Raw genomic sequence first — 17,706 nt, forward strand, 5'->3', positions numbered from 1 at the left:
ATTCTGGTTATTGATGAGATCTACCCTTTATGGGTACACCAAGAAATTCAAGCCCCATGCCCAGCATATTGAAGGTCTCTGGGGTATTTCAAAACGGTCTCCTCAACAAAAATACTTCATTGGAAGATTTCATGCGATGTGTGGCTGCTTAATTCTCCGAAACAACAGTTAATAGACTAACACTTATTATGACTTAATACAAATTAGAGCAAAAATAAAATTCTTTTTCTTTTATAAATTAATATTTTTATTTAATTATTTAATTTTATTCAAAATAATTTCAATAATTGCATTACAATTAATAGAGAAGGCGACTTCGAAATTTTTGCAAATGATTTCCTCTTCTTACTCAGTTGCCATTGGAAACTGAGTAAATTCTCCTAAAGCTGAAGCTGACAGATTCATTTTTACTCTCAAGTGCAATCCAATCTTGAATCAATCTGGCAGTGAATGGCAGCTAGAAAGCACAGATACCATTCAATTATTATCATCAACTTTGAAAGCTTTGAAGGCCCGGAAAGGTGCTTTAAGTTCTCAGGTACGAACACCTTATTTACGGGCCGAATTATTCAGTCTCGAACAATTAACCCGACATGCTCACACATTGGCAAACCTCCATCTCAGAACAAAAGAACACAGCCCAAATCCCCTTTTGTCTCAATTGGAATTCAATGAACAACAGCTCAATGCCTTTATCCACGAAGTGCTCCAGATCCAACCGGGCAAACGCATCACTTCAGCATCTGAGTGGCTCTTGGACAATTTTTATCTGATCGAGGAGCAGATTCAAATTACCAAAAGACATTTGCCCAAAGGCTATAGTCAAGAGTTGCCTGTCCTTTTAGAGGGGGCTTCTGCTGGTCTTCCACGCGTCTATGCTCTTGTACTTGAATATATTTCCCATGTCGATGCTCAAATTGATTCGGAGCCATTGAGTGCTTTTGTTGCTGCTTATCAAAGTATCAGACCTTTGAATTTGGGCGAATTATGGGCGATTCCGATTATGTTGCGCTTGGGATTGATTGAAAATCTGCAGCGGATTACCACACGTTTGCGTCTGGCCCGCAAAGATTATAATCTGGCAAAAATGTGGGTGCAGCGGCTTCAAGAGATGGCGACGAAGAATCCCTCTTATTTGGTGGTCGTGGTTGCAGAAATGGCAAAATCCGACTTGCCTTTATCCAGTGCTTTTGTTGCTGAATTTTCACAGCGTCTGTCGCGATACAGTCCTGAATTACATATTGCCCGCACCTGGCTTGAGCAATGGCTTTTGGTTCATGGTTTGTCGATTGAACAATTGGTGCAAATCGAAAATCAGAACCAGGCTGCTGAACAGGTATCTGTCAGTCACAGTATTACCAGTTTGCGGCTTTTGAATACTTTAAATTGGAAAGATTTTGTCGAAAACCTCAGTCAGGTAGAAGCTATTTTGCGCTCAGATCCTGCCGGTGTTTATGCCAAGATGGATTTTGCGACCCGCGACCGCTATCGCAATGCTGTCGAATTTTTTGCAAAACACAGTCCCTATTCAGAAGCAGATATCGCTCAAAAAGCAATTGCCTTGACAACAAAGAGTGTCCAACACAAAGGCGAGCAAGATCGAAAATCCCATGTGGGCTTTTATTTAATCGACAAAGGTCGCACCCTGCTGGGTCAAAAGGCAAATGTAAAGTGGCCCTGGATTTCAAAACTTGAACACACTGTCCTGCAATTTCCACTCCTGTTTTATACCGGTGGCATCGTCTTGACCACCGGCTTAAGCACCGGCTTGTTTTTAGGGCAGATTGGGTTATTTGAGCTCCCTGTCTGGAAATGGTTGCTGATGGGTTTGGTTTTTTTGATCTGTTCCAGTCAATTGGCTGTGGGCTTTATGAATTGGTTTTCGATGATATTGGTCAAGCCTCATCTTTTGCCCCGCCTTGACTTTAAAAAAGGAATTGTCCCAGAATGTCGCACCATCGTGGCGGTGCCCACTTTACTCACCAGCGCGCAGGGGATTGAAAACTTACTTGAGAATTTAGAAATTCACCATCTTTCCAACCGCGATGCCTACCTGCATTTTGCCCTGCTGACAGATTTTGCTGATGCCGCTAGTGAAATTGTGCCCAGTGATTTGGCCTTGCTTGAGCAGGTCAGTGAGGGAGTCAAAAACTTGAATAGCAAATATCAAGGAGAGGGTCAGACCCGTTTTTTCTTGTTTCATCGTCCACGGCGTTGGAATGCCAAAGAAAACAAGTGGATGGGTTATGAACGCAAACGGGGCAAACTGTCTGAATTTAATGCGCTTCTGCGTGGGGATAAACAAGTCTATTTTTCTGAAACAGTGGGAGATATTCAGCTCTTACAAGAGGTCAAATATGTGATCACCCTCGATACCGATACCCAGCTCCCCCGCGATGCTGCCCGCCAATTGGTGGGGACCATGGCCCATGTTTTAAACCACCCTGTCTTTGATCTTAAGCATGGCATTGTGTCTGAAGGGTATAGCATTTTGCAACCCCGTATGGGTGTCAGTTTGCCCAGTGCCCGACGCTCTTGGTTTTCACGCATATTTGCTGGAGATGCCGGTATTGATCCTTATACCCTGCAAGTCTCAGATGTTTACCAGGATGTTTTTCAAGAGGGTTCTTTTATTGGCAAAGGGATTTACAATGTAGATGCTTTTCAAAAGGCCTTAGAGGGACGCTTCCCAGAAAATACAATTCTGAGCCATGATTTATTAGAAGCCTGTCATGCCCGTTCAGCTCTGGTCAGCGACGTAGAGCTCTACGAGGCCTATCCCTCTCATTACAATGTGAATATGGATCGCCGTCATCGCTGGATACGCGGTGACTGGCAAATTACCCAATGGCTTTTACCCCGGGTACCCGGTTCTGACGTGCGCCGCATTGCCAACCCGCTTTCGCGGCTTTCACAATGGAAAATCTTAGATAATATCAGGCGCAGCTTGGTTCCGATTGCCCTGCTTTGTTTGCTGCTGGGGAGTTGGGGTTTCTTGCCTGAATATGCTACTCAAGGGGTTTTATGGGTACTTGTATTCGTTGTCATGCCTGGATTTCTCTCACTTTTAGTCAATAGTTTGAACAAACCCAGTGATTTGCTCTGGGGCATGCACTTTCAGCTTCTGGCCGGAAAATGGGGCGGGCAATTGAGTCAGAGTTTACTCACCCTCGCTTTTTTACCCTATGATGTCTTTGTCAGCCTGGATGCCATTAGTCGCAGTCTGTTGCGCCTGCTGATCACCCATAAACGCCTGCTTGAATGGCAGACTTCCAGTGATTCTGAACAAAAAAGCAGAACCCATTTGAGCTCTTTTTATACCAATATGTGGTTTGCTCCCGTACTGGCACTGTCAGCAGGTCTTTATCTTACGTTTTTGCCACAGCCATTGCCCCCGATTATTTTCTTGCCATTTTTGCTACTCTGGTTTGTTGCTCCTGTGCTGGCTTGGTGGATCAGTCAGCCTTTTGAAGCCGCAACGACAGCTCAATTAAGCCCAGAACAAATCTTGTTTTTAAGACGAACGGCCCGCAAAACCTGGGCCTTTTTTGAAACCTTTGTGACGGCAAAAGAAAACAATTTGCCCCCTGATAATTTTCAAGAAATCCCGACCCCGATCATTGCTTCAAGGACTTCACCCACAAATATGGGCTTGGCCCTCTTGGCCAACCTGGCGGCTCATGATTTTGGCTATCTGTCTTTGGCTGGACTGATTCAGCGTTCTCAGGCGGCATTTACAACGATGCTGCAATTGGAACGCTACCGTGGGCATTTCTACAATTGGTATGAGACCCGAACATTAAAACCCCTGCTGCCCCTGTATGTATCGAGTGTAGACAGTGGCAATCTGGCGGGTCATTTGCTGACCTTGGCTGCGGGGCTGAGGGAATTATCTGAACAAAGACCGTTTCAACTTCAGAATTTTGCCGGTTTAGAAGATACGGTTGCCGTTTTAAAAGCCTTGATACCAGAGGAGCACGCGCTGGCTGCGATCTCATCTTTGTTAAAGAGCGACCCTGTGAACCTCACTGCCGCGTTTCAATTATTGACCCAGGTGAAAGAAAAAATAAGCCAGATTGTCGTTGGGCAAAGTGATGTGAGTGAGAGTGCCCAAAATTGGTTGCTTACCTTAGCGGAAAACTGCCAGGCCCAATTAGATGAACTGCTGTATTTAACGCCCTGGTTGGCCTTGCCTTTTTTCAGTGATCCTTTTCAAATTCAGAGCTTGGCTTCAGAAAAAGAACTGATTTCAGAACTCAATAAACTAGAGCAGCCCCAATCATTGAACGCTTTGGCCCATTTAGACCAAACACTCTGCCCTCTGATAGAAGCTGCTTTGCAGAATTATAATCGTTCTCTTTCATCGGGCCAAGAACGTAAATCAGAACAAGCTTTGGCCCATAAACGTCTGACTGAAGTATTGGTTTGCGTTTACAGAGCCAGCAAACACGCCCAGCAATATTTGATTCACTTAGAAAAACTGGCCCAGGAAAGTGATGAGATGGCCCTGATGGATTTTGAGTTTTTGCTGGATACAGACAAAAATTTATTCTCAATCGGTTTCAATGTCAGTGAACACCGCACGGATGCCAGTTGTTATGATCTGCTGGCTTCAGAAGCGCGTTTATGTAGCTATATCGCGATTGCCTTGGGACAGGCCCCTCAGGACCATTGGTTTTCGATGAGTCGTTTGTTGATTGCTTCAAGGGCGAAACCGCTCTTGGTTTCTTGGAGTGGCTCGATGTTTGAATATCTGATGCCCATGCTGGTCATGCCCAATTATGAAAACACCCTGCTCGATCATACCTGTAAGCGTGCTGTAAGTGAGCAAATTTCATATGGCAACCTGCGCAAAGTACCTTGGGGTATTTCAGAGTCAGCATATAACCAAACCGATCAGCAGATGAATTACCAATACCGTGCTTTTGGCGTGCCTGGCCTGGGCTTGAAACGGGGCTTGGCTGAAGATCTGGTGATCGCACCCTATAGCAGTGTTTTGGCGCTTTTGGTAGAGCCTGTTCTGGCCTGTGACAATCTGCTGCGCCTGTCACATGACGGGCGCGAAGGGCCTTATGGCTTTTACGAAGCGATAGATTACACACCCTCCCGTTTGCCTCCTGGCGAAACCAGTGTCACAATCCGTTCCTTTATGGCCCATCATCAGGGCATGAGCTTGCTGGCTTTGGTCAATTTATTGCAAGACAATTCCATGCCCCGTCGCTTTATGGCTTGCCCAGCACTCAAAGCCACAGATCTACTTTTGCAAGAGCGGGTTCCCAGAACTGCAGCACGCGTTTTTCCGCAAGATCTTGTGCGCAAAACAGAGCATGCAAATGGAGGAGAATCCAGTGGCCTGATGCGCGTTTTTACCGATCCCAGTCCCCAATCTCCGAAGGTCCATCTTTTATCCAATGGTCGCTACCATGTCATGATTACCAGTTCTGGCGGTGGTTACAGTCGTTGGAATGAGCTGGCTTTGACCCGTTGGCGTGAAGATGCCACCCGTGATTGCTGGGGCAGTTTTGTCTATTTGCGTGATTTGGAAACGGGGGATTTTTGGTCAACAGCGCATCAACCTACCCTCTGTAAAACTAAAAACTACGAGGCTATTTTTACCCAGGCCCGCGCAGAGTTTCGCCATATCTATGCAGGGCTCAGTGTCCACACCGAAATTGCAGTTTCCCCCGAAGATGACGTAGAAATACGGCGGATTACGATTAATAACCGCTCTTCGCTTGAACGCAAGCTGGAATTTACCTCCTATGCTGAAGTTGTTTTGGCTCTGCCTGCAGCAGAAGCCGCTCACCCTGCTTTTAGCGGTCTTTTCATTCAGACCGAATTTGTGCCCGATTCTTCTGTGCTGCTTTGCACCCGCCGCGCCAGTTCTGCCGAGGAAGAATCTCCCTGGATGTTTCAGCTTTTATTGGCAAACGAAAATAATCACGACGGCCTTTCATATGAAACAGATCGCTCTCAATTTATTGGACGCGGAAGAACGCTTGAGGATCCAGAGGCCATGCATCGCAGCTCTGATTTATCCAATACGGTTGGCGCTGTTTTGGATCCCATTCTGGCTTTGCGCAATTCGGTCACGCTTTTGCCCGATGCAACGATCACCATCGATCTGATTATGGGAATCAGTGGCAGTCGCAAAGAAACCTTGGCTTTGGTCGAAAAATACCAAAGTGTGCGTATGGTTGAACGCATTTTTGATCTGGCCTGGACCCACAGCCAAGTGACCTTACACCATCTCAATGCCAGCGAGCGAGATACCCAGCTCTTTAACGATATGGCCAGTGCCTTGATCTATGCTGATTCCAATCGACGCGCCAGTGCCAGTCTGATTGCTAAGAACCTGCGGGGTCAAAGTGGGCTCTGGAGTTATGGCATATCTGGAGACGTTCCGCTGGTTGTGCTCTGTATTCATGAAGCAGAAAAACTGACGCTGATCAATCAAATGCTTCAGGCGCATGCTTACTGGCGGCTCAAGGGTTTGGTCGCTGAATTGTTGATCTTAAATGCAGATACTTCCCTTTACCGCCAAACCCTCAACGACCAAATTACCAACTTGGTGGCCTCTGGCAGCCATGCACATATGTTGGATCAAGCGGGGGGTATTTTTGTTCGCCGCCTGGAGCAAATTCCGCAAGAGGATCGCATTTTATTGTATACCGTGGCGCGGATTGTTTTTGATGATGAGTTTGGCGACCTGAGCAGTCAATTGGCAAAACAGCGTATTTTGGCTCCTCAGACCCCGGCTTTGATTCCGAGTAAAACCTGGCGACCGGAGCAAGAACAAACACCTCAGATCCGGGATCTGGTCTTTAAAAACGGCTGGGGAGGCTTTACCCCTGATGGCCAAGAATACGTGATAACCCTAAACGCGGGGCAAATGACACCCGCTCCTTGGGTCAATGTGCTTGCCAATGAAACGTTTGGGACAATTGTCTCAGAATCGGGTGGTGCTTATACCTGGTTTGAAAATGCCCATGAGTTTCGCCTTACGCCTTGGAGCAATGATCCGGTACAAGATACCAGCGGTGAAGCCCTCTATATTCGCGATGAAGAAACTGGTTACTTTTGGTCTCCGACGCCTTTGCCTGCCACGGGTAAAACGCCCTATACCATTCGCCATGGTTTTGGCTATACCGTTTTCGAACACAGTGAGAATGAGATTGTCTCTGAATTGTGGGTTTATGTCGCCAGAGACGCCGCCGTCAAGTTTTTGTCTTTAAAATTGCGAAATGTGTCAGGGCGAAAGCGCCGCTTGTCGGTAACGGGTTATTTTGAGTGGGTTTTGGGTGAACTCAGGTCTAAAAATCTCTTGCATATCATGACCGAGGTCGATCTCAAAACAGGAGCATTGCTGGCACGCAATAATTACAATGGCGAATTTCCTGAATGCATTGTGTTTTTAGATGTCAATGATATTACCCGAACACTGACCGGAGATCGGCAAGAGTTTATCGGTAGAAATGGCACACTGACACAGCCTGCGGCCTTAAAACGAAGCCGTTTGTCTGGCAAAGTAGGTGCCGGCCTGGATCCCTGTGGCGCGCTGCAGGTGCATTTTGAATTGGAAGCCGGACAGACACGTGAAACCTCTTTTCGCCTGGGTGTCGGTCGCAATGCCGATGAAGTACACGGCTTGATTCAGCGTTTCCGTAGGTCAGAGGCCTGCACACAGGCCCTGGAAGGCGTTTGGTCTTATTGGAATCAGACGCTGGGGGTGATTAATCTCGATACCCCCGATCCGGCTGTCAATTTGCTCGCAAACGGCTGGCTCTTGTATCAGACCATCAGCAGTCGCATTTGGGGGCGTACAGGCTTTTACCAATCAGGGGGGGCCTATGGCTTTCGGGATCAATTGCAAGATGTGATGGCCTTGGTGCATACCGAACCTGCGATTACCCGCTCTCAATTAGTCAGGGCTGCGGCCCATCAATTTGAATTGGGTGATGTTCAGCATTGGTGGCACCCGCCGGTAGGCAGAGGAGTCAGAACCCATTTCTCTGATGATTATTTATGGTTGCCCTATGTACTCTGTCATTATCTGACAGCAACAGATGATCTGGATCTGCTCACAGAAGAAGTATCCTGGCTAGAAGGCCGGGAACTCAATCCCAACGAAGAATCGTGTTATGACTTGCCCAATCATTCAGAACAAACCGCCACACTCTACCAACATGCTGTTAAAGCGATTGAATATGGGCTCAAGTTTGGTGAGCATGGATTGCCCTTGATGGGCTGCGGGGATTGGAACGATGGCATGAATCGGGTGGGCAATCAAGGCAAAGGTGAAAGTGTCTGGCTGGCCTTCTTTTTATATGATGTGCTGACAAAATTTGCGCCGGTGGCTGAGGCTCAAGGCGATTCTGATTTTGCTGCTCTTTGCCAGAGTGAAGCTTTGAAATTACAAAACAATATTGAAGCCCACGGATGGGATGGTGAATGGTATCGCCGTGCCTATTTTGATCACGGAGAGGTCTTGGGGTCTCAGTCCAATTCAGAGTGTCAAATCGATTCTCTGCCCCAAAGCTGGGCGATTATCAGCGGGGCGGGTGATGCTGTTCGCGCAGGCCAAGCCATGGCTGCTGTTGAACGGCGCTTGATCAAACCTGAGCCAGGTTTGATGCAATTGTTTGATCCACCCTTTGATCACTCCGCTCTCAATCCTGGCTATATCAAAGGCTATATTCCAGGTGTGCGTGAAAATGGCGGCCAGTATACCCATGCCGCCATTTGGTCAGCCATGGCTTTTGCGTTGATGGGAGAAACCGAAAAAGCCTGGGATCTTTTTGACATGCTCAATCCAATTTATCATGGCGGAACTCCCGAACAAATCGCCATTTACAAGGTGGAGCCTTATGTCGTGGCTGCAGATGTTTATACGGTTGCTCCGCATCTCGGGCGGGGCGGTTGGACCTGGTATACCGGTTCTGTTGGTTGGATGTATCAATTGCTGATCAGCACGCTATTGGGTGTTCATTTGGAAGGCAATCAACTGCATTTGAGGCCTTGTCTGCCTCAAGATTGGCCCAGTTGCAAAATTCATTATCGCTTTAAGCAAACGGTTTACCATATTACCTTTATCCAAGCAAAAGACGATTCGGAACAAATCCATGTCTTGACGCTTGATGGGGAACCTTTGCAAGGGCAAACCATTGTACTCATTGATGACCACCAGAAACACAGGGTCAAAATGTATCTTAAATAAACAATCCCCACCATTTGAGACACTACAAGGGTGTCTCAAATGGTGGGGATGCTCAGGGCCTGGTTTCTGCCCATGCATGGGTTTTTGTTATGACCCACTGCTTTAATGCCTTGTGAGGAAGTGGGAAAGTAAGCCCTGCTATTACAGTGCGGCTGGCTTATTTCCATCATAGGACTCTTTAAGCATCAGAATATCCAACTCTTTTTCGGCAACGAGTCGCTTGAGCAGCTCGTTTTCTTTTTTGAGGGTCTTCAGTTCTTTTTCAATCTCTTTTTCTTTTCCACCATACTCATTTCTCCATTTGTAATAGGTGGGTATGGTGATTTCCAAAGTCTTTACGATCTCGGCAATACTTTTGCCTTCAGCCTTGAATTTGTCAGCTTCTCGAAGCTTGCTCATGATTTGAATTTCTGAATACTTTTTTGCTTTCATAGATTGCATCCTTGTTGTTTAAATTCTACTGAGATGCTATTTTTAGGTAGCCAATTTCTGTTTGTCTGAAAGAAACCAGGGGTTTTCTTTGGGCTATCATTGTGTAGCTTGGCAGAGCCACCCCACTCTGTTTTAGCGTGTGCGCCAGATACCGCTTTGTACCAATTGTAATTGTTTAAACATAGCGAGGTCCTCACCCGCTTCTTTCTGAAGCCCTTGGCTGGTGTAGAAAAGTGATCTCAGCCGATAAACTTCTGCATAATTTTTATCCAAAAGAATCGTCTGCTTATAATCAGCCAAAGCCAAGTCTGGTTTTTTTAAGCCCTCATATGCCAAGCCACGCAACATATATCCCCGTGGCTCAGTGGGCTCCAAACGGATAGACTCGGTAAAATCAGCGACTGCGGCCAAATGATTGCCAATTTTATCAAAGACAACCCCTCTGTTTAAATAGGCTTCATGATAATCCCTGTCGAGCTGAATCGCTTGGGTTAAATCGGCCAGCGCCAATTGACTTTCTTCCAAACGCTCGTGTGTAATTCCGCGCAGAACATAAGCTCTGGCATCTTCTGGAGCTACTTGAATGGCTCTTGTGAAATCTTTTAACGCATCTTCATACTGGCCCCGTTCTGTCCAAATATAGCCTCTGCGCAGATACGCCTCTAGGTAGTCTGGGGTTAAGCGAATGACTTCGCTAAAATCTTTGAGTGCCATTCTGGGGTTTTTTAAGTAGGCATAAGCCAGGCCTCTTTTCATATAAGCCATCGAATAATAGGCATCGAGTGCTATGGCATTGGTGTAATTGACAATTGCCTTTTCATAGCGATGGTGATCTGAATCATCATTCCCTCTGAGAAAATGGACTTTTGGATCGGGTATTTGCGCTTGGATTTCTGAGGGTGTATTGGGAATCGCCGCATGGGCAGCAGAAAAATTAATTCCGATAGGGGAGAACATGAGCAAAGAAAGACAAAACGAAGTAAATAAATGGGATTTGATTTTCATATCAATCCCTCCTTTAAAATTAATTGCCATCATTGGCGAAGGTCTGAATAACTGTAAAAACGGCCTAAAATCTAACTTTTTCGCTTACCTATCCCCCCATTAATGACCCTTACTAAAAACATGATGATTGCGATCACCAGCAAAATATGGATAAAGCCATTGATGGTATACGATGTGACCATGCCCAGCAGCCAAAGAACAATCAGAACAACAGCCATTGTGAATAACATTATTTGGTTTCCTTTTGAGCTTGGGGTTTGGCCAAGATGCGCAGAGCATCGAAAGCAGAAAAGATACCTTGAACTTTCTCATTCTGAACAACAACCAGATGATGGAGATTATTTGTGACCATCAATTCACAGGCTTCTTGGACGAGACAATCGGGTGGCACGGCTACATATTCTAGCTCTTTCATAAAGTCTCTTACGGGGTGATCCAATACATCCATAAAATCTTCATCAACCAAAGCGCCATTTTCAACTGTTGAGAGCAACTGCTCAGAAAAAGTATCTGAGAAAATATCAGACATGCTGATCAAACCCAAATATTTTTGATTCTGATAATCAACCACCGGAGCGGCCATAATATGTTGTTTATTAAACAGCCCAGCAAGTTGTTCAAGGGTTGTTGAACCGAGCACACAAGTGACATGCGTTGACATCACATCAGACATTCTCAAGATGCCGTCTTGAGAAGCGGGAATCTCTTTGGGGGCCTGATTGTGAAGATGGTGATTCTCACCCTGTCTGGAATCTTGAATGCGTTTCATGATCGCGGCGACCACTTCATGGGGATCTTGGCGTTGCTGCGATGGGGCTGTACCTGTCTCATGGCCTGCATAGCGTTTGCGCAAGGCCAATTTGGTGTGTTCCCATTCTTCAGATGAATGTTCCCGCGCTTCCGTGATTTTAGCTTGGGGTTCAGCTTTATCTGCAAGATGCTCATTTTCTGAATAGGCTTGCCTGGCTTGATCCAAGCTATAAGGCTCATGATGATTCTCTTTGGGTTCAGCTTTCTGTTCAGGCTCAGCTTTTTCATCATTCTCAAATAAAATCAATTCAATACTACTGTCACTATTATTGTCTGTTTCCATTTTTAAATTTTGGATTGAAGATGTTATTTCTGCTCTTTCAGTCCATTTTTTTTTATTTTTTTTCATGGATTTATTTTTTTTCATAGATCGTCCTTATATTTTAAAAAAATGATTTATATATTCTTATCTAATCCAACACAACTTAATTTCTGAGTTGAGAGTAAGTAAAATGGCTGTTTATTAAAAATTTATGTTCGTAAAGAAACAAAAAAAGAACAGTTCAGTTTTTTTGCGTGCAGAAAATAAGCTGCTTAGATACGACAAAAAATGTAAATTCACAAATGAAGTTTTTTGTGACTTATCTGGCGTTATTCAAGTAAACTTTATCAGTCAAACTTCTTTGGGAGAAAGGAGGTTGGAATCATTGGCAATAAAGAGCACAGTGCAAGCAGAATTACCAATAAGCTATTAAATGAATAATAGACAAATATGGGATTCAATTTACATTTGAATCCTTCCTTAAAATATCTTGTTATCATTCACTATATATATGATTATATACCAAATAAATGACTTATTTTGAATAAAGCTTTTATTTTTAAGTATTTATTTGAAAATATTATAAAAGTGCTTTTTTTGATAATAGAAATACTGTTCTTATATTATCAATTTTCATCTATGGGCTATATTTGGAAAAAGCATGATTGATGGCGTGATTTGAGCGTCAATACCCGAAAGAGAGGGCCGGCAAGAGGTGCTTTCTAGGTGGGTTGATAACACTCTGGCCCAAGCGATAGGCTTGGGCCAGTTTCTAATCTCTAAAATTGATTAGCAGACAAAGAGGGTTCAAGGTACTGTAAATTGAGCCAAGGCTGTGCCGCCCGCATGAGGTGTGGGCTGACTCGTTGAGCCTGTGGTATTGCTGAGTCGGGCATTGACGAGATAATAATACACACCTGAATGCAATTTAACCCCTTTATTGCTACCTTGGTTTCCGGTTAAATCACCCCAATTAAAGCTATTTCCAGAAATTTCGGGTGATTTGTAAAATGCATTATTATTGCTGTCACGGATATCTAAGCTGTAAAACAGAGCGCCTACAGCTGAGCCCCAAGAAAAAGTGATGGCTTGATTATTCGCCACAGTCACATGATTGGGTACAAGGCTTGTATTCCAGCCAATATTGATTTGTGGAACTTGAATAGAGCTATTGGCATTGCCATTAAAGATAAAATTATCTGTGCTAATAAAAGAAAAGTACTGGCCTGTGGGGGGATCCTTTTCTGGATCATAGCGTTTGGCTGGACTTTTGGGGTCTTTGCGCTCGGATTCACTTTGCAATACATAGGCCAGGCGGTACTCACCTGCAATGACATCATTAAAACGATACTCACCCCGGTTGTCACTGCGCACTATTTTCACATCACGGTCTTCTTGGCCAATCCTTTGAATCAGCACCAGGGTTGCGTTTTCTGCTGGTGTGAGATTGGTTTTAACCACAGAGCCAGAGATACTCGCTTTTTGGCTGCCCGAACCAACGGGCACGCCAATGGTATTGCCGGGCAATGTGCCAGGGCTACAGGCGCTGATTGCCAACAGCGCAAGACAGGCAATGCCTGTCGAATTAGAAAAAACATTATTTTTCAAAATATTATCCTTTAAACTTACATATTTATATTATACATCGATTATAAGATATATTTGTTTTATAAATATAATATATATTTTATTATTTTAAATAATTCTTTAATTTTCTTTTGTTTTAAAATGCTATCTATGAAACGATGCTTGACTGGGATTTTTTTGACAAGCCTGACAGTGTTTTCCTGTGGCTTGCCTCTGGGCACCCGGATCTCAATGTTGAGTTTGTAGAAAAGCTAGTAATAGATTCAAAAAGCGATATTATGACCAAACAGAACTGCTTGCGATCTCATTTAAGGAACAAATTCTGCCCGGAATATTTGCCTGGGTTGTTGGCGAAGTTTACTGAGCCTTACAACCCAGGACAGCAGAGATGCCTGGGTTGTTGGCGAAGTTTACTGAGCCTTACAACCCAGGACAGCAGAGATGCCTGGGTTGTTGGCGAAGCTTGCTGAACCTTACAACCCAGGACAGCAGAGATGCCTGGGTTGTTGGCGAAGCTTGCTGAACCACCTGGTAGAGCGGGAACAGGGACTGAAAACCTTTTTCCCTGAGCCAAAGACGAGTATTCCCAATAAGACCCATAAAAAGTATTCTTATTTACTTAGATGCTTGGAGATTGGGCGACCTGGGCAAGTTTGGTCAGCAGATATCAGCTATTTACCGATTGGTCGAGGCCATGTCTATCTGGTGGGAATCATTGATTGGTATAGCCGGAAAATACTGTCATACCGAATTTCAAACCCAATGGATTGCTACTTTTGCCTGGCGGCCGAAGGAATTGCAATTTCAATGGATGGGAAAGGACGGTGTTTTGACGAAGAGATGCACTATATACCATCGGAGCCAATCGTCTGACTAGAATCTAAAAACGCAAGCGTAAGTTGGCTTCTGGGCCTATATCTCCCAATACAATCGCAGGCTTGTCAGCCTGAATATAACGGGTATCTCGGTAACCGAGTTCAAAAGTGGCAAAGGTATAAGCAGGGATATTAATCCCTACAAAAGCATCATTGCGCCAAACATACCGATCTGCAAAGTTCTGATTACCCAAAAACCAGGTAAAGCGGTCATTTGCAACCAAACTCAGCCAAGAGGCTATTGGGTATTCAAAACCCAAAGTACCAGTGGGGCCATGGCTGACTACCTGATAACTATTGCCACTGGCCTTAACACTTCCGTTAAGGGCGGTCAGATCGTAACCCAAACCCAAAACCAGGGAGAAATCTTCACTGCTGTCTGCCCCCAATGCACGCCAGAATACACTGCCACCTGCGGTGGTGCGGTTTAAACTACTCAAAAGAGTGAAATCATCAGGTTTATGCCAATTGAGGAAATCAGCATGTAAATCAACACCAAAACGGGCATTTCCCAATTTAGGGAACCAGATCGTCAGCTCACCATTGGCTCCATAAGCAGAATCATTGAGTAAATTACTGCTTGCTCCTGAGCTGACATTGCTCACTCGGAAATCGCCGCCCAGGCGCAAATCAAATGTCTTAAGCGGTTCTTTGGGACGAGGTGTGGGTGAAGGTACAGGAGTTGGTTCAGGCGTGGGGCTTGGGGTGGGTATGGCTGTTGGCATTGGCGTGGGTCTGGGTACAATCGGCATGAGATAAGCATTCACATAGCCAATAAAGTCACGCAGGGTGGCCGCAGCTTCATAACGGTTCAAACGCTTGCCACCCCGAAAAGTTTCATCGGGATAGCCTTCCATAATTTGGTATTTGTCAATAATCGCACGCACAGCCTGTGTTGCCCAATGTTCTTTGGCCAAATCTGTAAATTGAGAAGAGCGATCCCGTTGAGCGAGTGCCGGTGGACCACTGTGACGCTCTACCAAGAGAAAGTAATTATTCAACTCATGGGCCAGTTCATAACGGGTGATGGCTTCATCACCCAAAAATCGATGCCCTGGCATGGGTTGCATAATGCCATAATCATTGACAACGCTATTGACCACCATTTTATGCTCGTCATCGACGTCTTTCAGTTCTTCTGGCGGTGCATCAGAGAGATTGGCCATGCTTTTGCCATTGGTGACTTCGAGTTTGCGAACAATATTATAAAAAACCTGCGCCAGATCATAACGCGTCATCATGACATCCCCTTTAAATTGGGTTGATGTCAAGGGTGTCATTACATCCAGTTCTTCAACCAAATATTTGACAGCTTCATAAGACCAGTGGTCGCTTGAGAGATCGTTGAGATCACCCACTGATGATGCCAATTGAAAGGAGAATACCGGAGGCAAAGATTCGGCATGTACAGGCATTGTGCCGAGTAATGTCATGGGCAGAACCAAAAAGAGTGTTCTAGCGAGGGAAGAGTGTGTTTTGTATGTGTTCATAGGCCTAATTTTCATTTGAATTTTTATTTAATCATCATGGATATTGAATACAATCAAATTTGTATTTTGATACAAATTTGACTGGAGGTAAATAAATAGATTAATTGTGAATTAAAGAATAAATATAATTGCTAATTTTATTAAAATTAATTTTCAAATTATATAAATATTTTATAATTTTTTAAGAAAAAAGTAAAAAACAGAAGTGTTGTGAAATCGAAAAAGGATTTTAGAAATTACCGGTTCTGAAGCTCCAGACCAAGTTGACCACAAGTGGATTACCTGTTGTATCCATGGCTTCAGTAGACATGGTCGCTGTATAGTTGGTATTTGCAACCAGATTGGCATTGGGATTAAAAGTCGCAGTTTTGGTAAGCTCATCATAGCTCACAACCGCAGAAACAGCGTTTGTTCCAGAATCTCTGACAACAAAGCTTCTGCCATTAATGGTTGAGGCTTTCATAGATTTATTAAATGTAATTGTGACTGAGCGATAAAGCTCAATGGCCGTGTCTCCATTTACCGGATTTGTTGAGCGAATAAAGGGTGGTGTGGTTGCATCTTCTCCCGCAGCACCTGTTGCTCCCGTTGCTCCCGTTGCTCCAGTGAATCCGGTTGAACCTGTTGCTCCAGTCGAACCCGTTGCTCCAGTCGAACCCGTTGCTCCAGTCGAACCCGTTGCTCCCGTTGAACCCGTTGCTCCCGTTGAACCTGTAAATCCGGTTGAGCCCGTAGCTCCTGTTGTTCCAGTTGCTCCCGTCGCACCTGTGGTACCTTCTGAACCCGTTGCACCTGTCGCGCCTGTTGTTCCAGTTGATCCGGTCGCACCTGTGGTACCTTCTGAACCCGTAGCTCCCGTTGAACCTGTAAATCCGGTTGACCCAGTTGCACCTGTGGTACCCGTTGACCCAGTTGCACCTGTGGTACCCGTTGACCCAGTCGCACCTGTGGCACCCGTCGAACCAGTGGCACCAAAAACGCTAGTAGGAATTCCCACACTTGGGTTACAAGCATTTAATGAAAGAAACAAAGAACACGTGGCTAAAATCAATAACGGCTTAGTATTTTGGGGCTTTGAAGTAAAAGAACTTCGTTTTAAATTTTGAATATCACATATTTTTATCATAAAATATTTCCTTTAAATTGTTTTCTGGAAATGGTTGTTTCCTGTGTGAAGCATAACATGAAAAAGTTTATTTTTAGTTATATTATATTATATTATTTTATAATTAAAAAAAAATATGAATTTATATTTTTTTTTAATTCAAAAAAATTATATATATATTTATTTTTCTTGTTTTGTTTATTTTTTGAATAATTTAAAATATGGTTTTTCAAGGCTGACACTGCTTTAAAAATCCGCGACAGTTGAACAATGAGTGCTTTTATTTCTCTTTTTATATTGTTTGGATTTGGTTTGCTTTTACTCAATTTTTGCGGATTTTTCATATGGCCTAAGCTGAGAGTTTGAGTCTGTCACATTTTTTTTCCTCCAATTTGGCAGAATAAGAGAAAAAATGGCTCATGGTTTCCTGTCAGAACGGGCGTTTAATCTCAAAGGCGCTTCAGGAAGCTTTTTCAGGGATTTTGTTAGCCTTAAGTCTCTGTAAATTTATCGCGTGTGAGGCTTTTGCTGCAATTACTAAAAAGCTGTTTCCAGATACTCAGGTCTATACGGTCAGAGATTCGACAGATCCCGAAGATTCCAATGGAGCATGCAGGTGGTCCCGCTGTGAAAGACTCCACTCCTTTGGCTGGTGGAGCGGAAGTCTATGACATAGGTGAAGTGGCGACCTTGAAGAATTTCTGGTTCAATCCTGATCGTCCAGACTTCTTCCGACCGTTGAGCCCACCCCAGAACCGAGACCTGAATCTATCCCCTACCCAGCCCTACGCCCAAACCTGGAAAAGGGAAGCTGATAAACAGTGTCCTTTACGCTTTTGTCTTAAGCTGAATTTAATTTTTTTATAAACTTATCTTGACATTTAATCCGGTTCTTTGTAAGATGAATACATGCGCTTCGGAGA

10 protein-coding genes are annotated in these 17,706 nt (G+C 44.4%); 3 read left to right on the plus strand and 7 right to left on the minus strand.

The window, feature by feature from the left end; all coding sequences use genetic code 11:
* The first annotated feature begins 430 nt into the window (after positions 1 to 430).
* Complete coding sequence (locus COW20_04045) at positions 431 to 9,217, plus strand: hypothetical protein (GenBank protein PIW49958.1); 8,787 nt, start codon at positions 431 to 433, stop codon at positions 9,215 to 9,217.
* Positions 9,218 to 9,358: 141 nt separating this feature from the next.
* On the opposite strand, the gene COW20_04050 is transcribed toward COW20_04045, so the two are convergent.
* From COW20_04050 to COW20_04065, 4 genes are all read right to left on the minus strand, one after another.
* Positions 9,359 to 9,658 (minus strand): hypothetical protein, encoded by a 300-nt coding sequence (locus COW20_04050; GenBank protein PIW49959.1) that lies wholly within the window; start codon positions 9,656 to 9,658, stop codon positions 9,359 to 9,361.
* Positions 9,659 to 9,781: 123 nt separating this feature from the next.
* Positions 9,782 to 10,687 (minus strand): hypothetical protein, encoded by a 906-nt coding sequence (locus COW20_04055; GenBank protein ID PIW49960.1) that lies wholly within the window; start codon positions 10,685 to 10,687, stop codon positions 9,782 to 9,784.
* Between the two features lie 196 nt (positions 10,688 to 10,883).
* A complete protein-coding gene (locus tag COW20_04060; protein PIW49961.1) occupies positions 10,884 to 11,831 on the minus strand; it encodes a hypothetical protein in 948 nt (315 codons plus the stop codon).
* A gap of 702 nt (positions 11,832 to 12,533) precedes the next feature.
* Positions 12,534 to 13,334, minus strand: coding sequence for a hypothetical protein (locus tag COW20_04065; GenBank protein ID PIW49962.1), 801 nt, complete (start codon positions 13,332 to 13,334; stop codon positions 12,534 to 12,536).
* Between the two features lie 137 nt (positions 13,335 to 13,471).
* Between COW20_04065 and COW20_04070 the strand changes: the two genes are divergently transcribed.
* Positions 13,472 to 13,783: a hypothetical protein gene (locus tag COW20_04070; protein PIW49963.1), complete on the plus strand. Its 312-nt coding sequence runs from the start codon at positions 13,472 to 13,474 to the stop codon at positions 13,781 to 13,783.
* A 410-nt stretch (positions 13,784 to 14,193) separates the two neighbouring features.
* On the opposite strand, the gene COW20_04075 is transcribed toward COW20_04070, so the two are convergent.
* From COW20_04075 to COW20_04085, 3 genes are all read right to left on the minus strand, one after another.
* Positions 14,194 to 15,693: a hypothetical protein gene (locus COW20_04075; GenBank protein ID PIW49964.1), complete on the minus strand. Its 1,500-nt coding sequence runs from the start codon at positions 15,691 to 15,693 to the stop codon at positions 14,194 to 14,196.
* A 214-nt stretch (positions 15,694 to 15,907) separates the two neighbouring features.
* Positions 15,908 to 16,804, minus strand: coding sequence for a hypothetical protein (locus COW20_04080; protein PIW49965.1), 897 nt, complete (start codon positions 16,802 to 16,804; stop codon positions 15,908 to 15,910).
* Between the two features lie 92 nt (positions 16,805 to 16,896).
* The gene (locus tag COW20_04085; GenBank protein ID PIW49966.1) at positions 16,897 to 17,127 is read right to left on the minus strand and encodes a hypothetical protein; all 231 of its coding nucleotides are present in this window, start codon (positions 17,125 to 17,127) and stop codon (positions 16,897 to 16,899) included.
* A 259-nt stretch (positions 17,128 to 17,386) separates the two neighbouring features.
* On the opposite strand from COW20_04085, the gene COW20_04090 reads away from it, so the two are divergent.
* Positions 17,387 to 17,650, plus strand: coding sequence for a hypothetical protein (locus tag COW20_04090; GenBank protein PIW49967.1), 264 nt, complete (start codon positions 17,387 to 17,389; stop codon positions 17,648 to 17,650).
* The last annotated feature ends 56 nt before the right edge of the window (positions 17,651 to 17,706 follow it).

It is taken from the genome of bacterium (Candidatus Blackallbacteria) CG13_big_fil_rev_8_21_14_2_50_49_14 (assembly GCA_002783405.1).
Classification (GTDB): Bacteria; Cyanobacteriota; Sericytochromatia; order UBA7694; family UBA7694.

Bases quoted from the DNA above. Each gene is read 5' to 3' on its own strand.
- COW20_04085 (PIW49966.1), bottom strand. From the start codon at position 17,127: ATGAAAAATCCGCAAAAATTGAGTAAAAGCAAACCAAATCCAAACAAT.
- COW20_04080 (PIW49965.1), bottom strand. From the start codon at position 16,804: ATGATAAAAATATGTGATATTCAAAATTTAAAACGAAGTTCTTTTACT.
- COW20_04055 (PIW49960.1), bottom strand. From the start codon at position 10,687: ATGATGGCAATTAATTTTAAAGGAGGGATTGATATGAAAATCAAATCC.
- COW20_04090 (PIW49967.1), top strand. From the start codon at position 17,387: ATGGAGCATGCAGGTGGTCCCGCTGTGAAAGACTCCACTCCTTTGGCT.
- COW20_04075 (PIW49964.1), bottom strand. From the start codon at position 15,693: ATGAAAATTAGGCCTATGAACACATACAAAACACACTCTTCCCTCGCT.
- COW20_04050 (PIW49959.1), bottom strand. From the start codon at position 9,658: ATGCAATCTATGAAAGCAAAAAAGTATTCAGAAATTCAAATCATGAGC.
- COW20_04070 (PIW49963.1), top strand. From the start codon at position 13,472: ATGCTTGACTGGGATTTTTTTGACAAGCCTGACAGTGTTTTCCTGTGG.
- COW20_04060 (PIW49961.1), bottom strand. From the start codon at position 11,831: ATGAAAAAAAATAAATCCATGAAAAAAAATAAAAAAAAATGGACTGAA.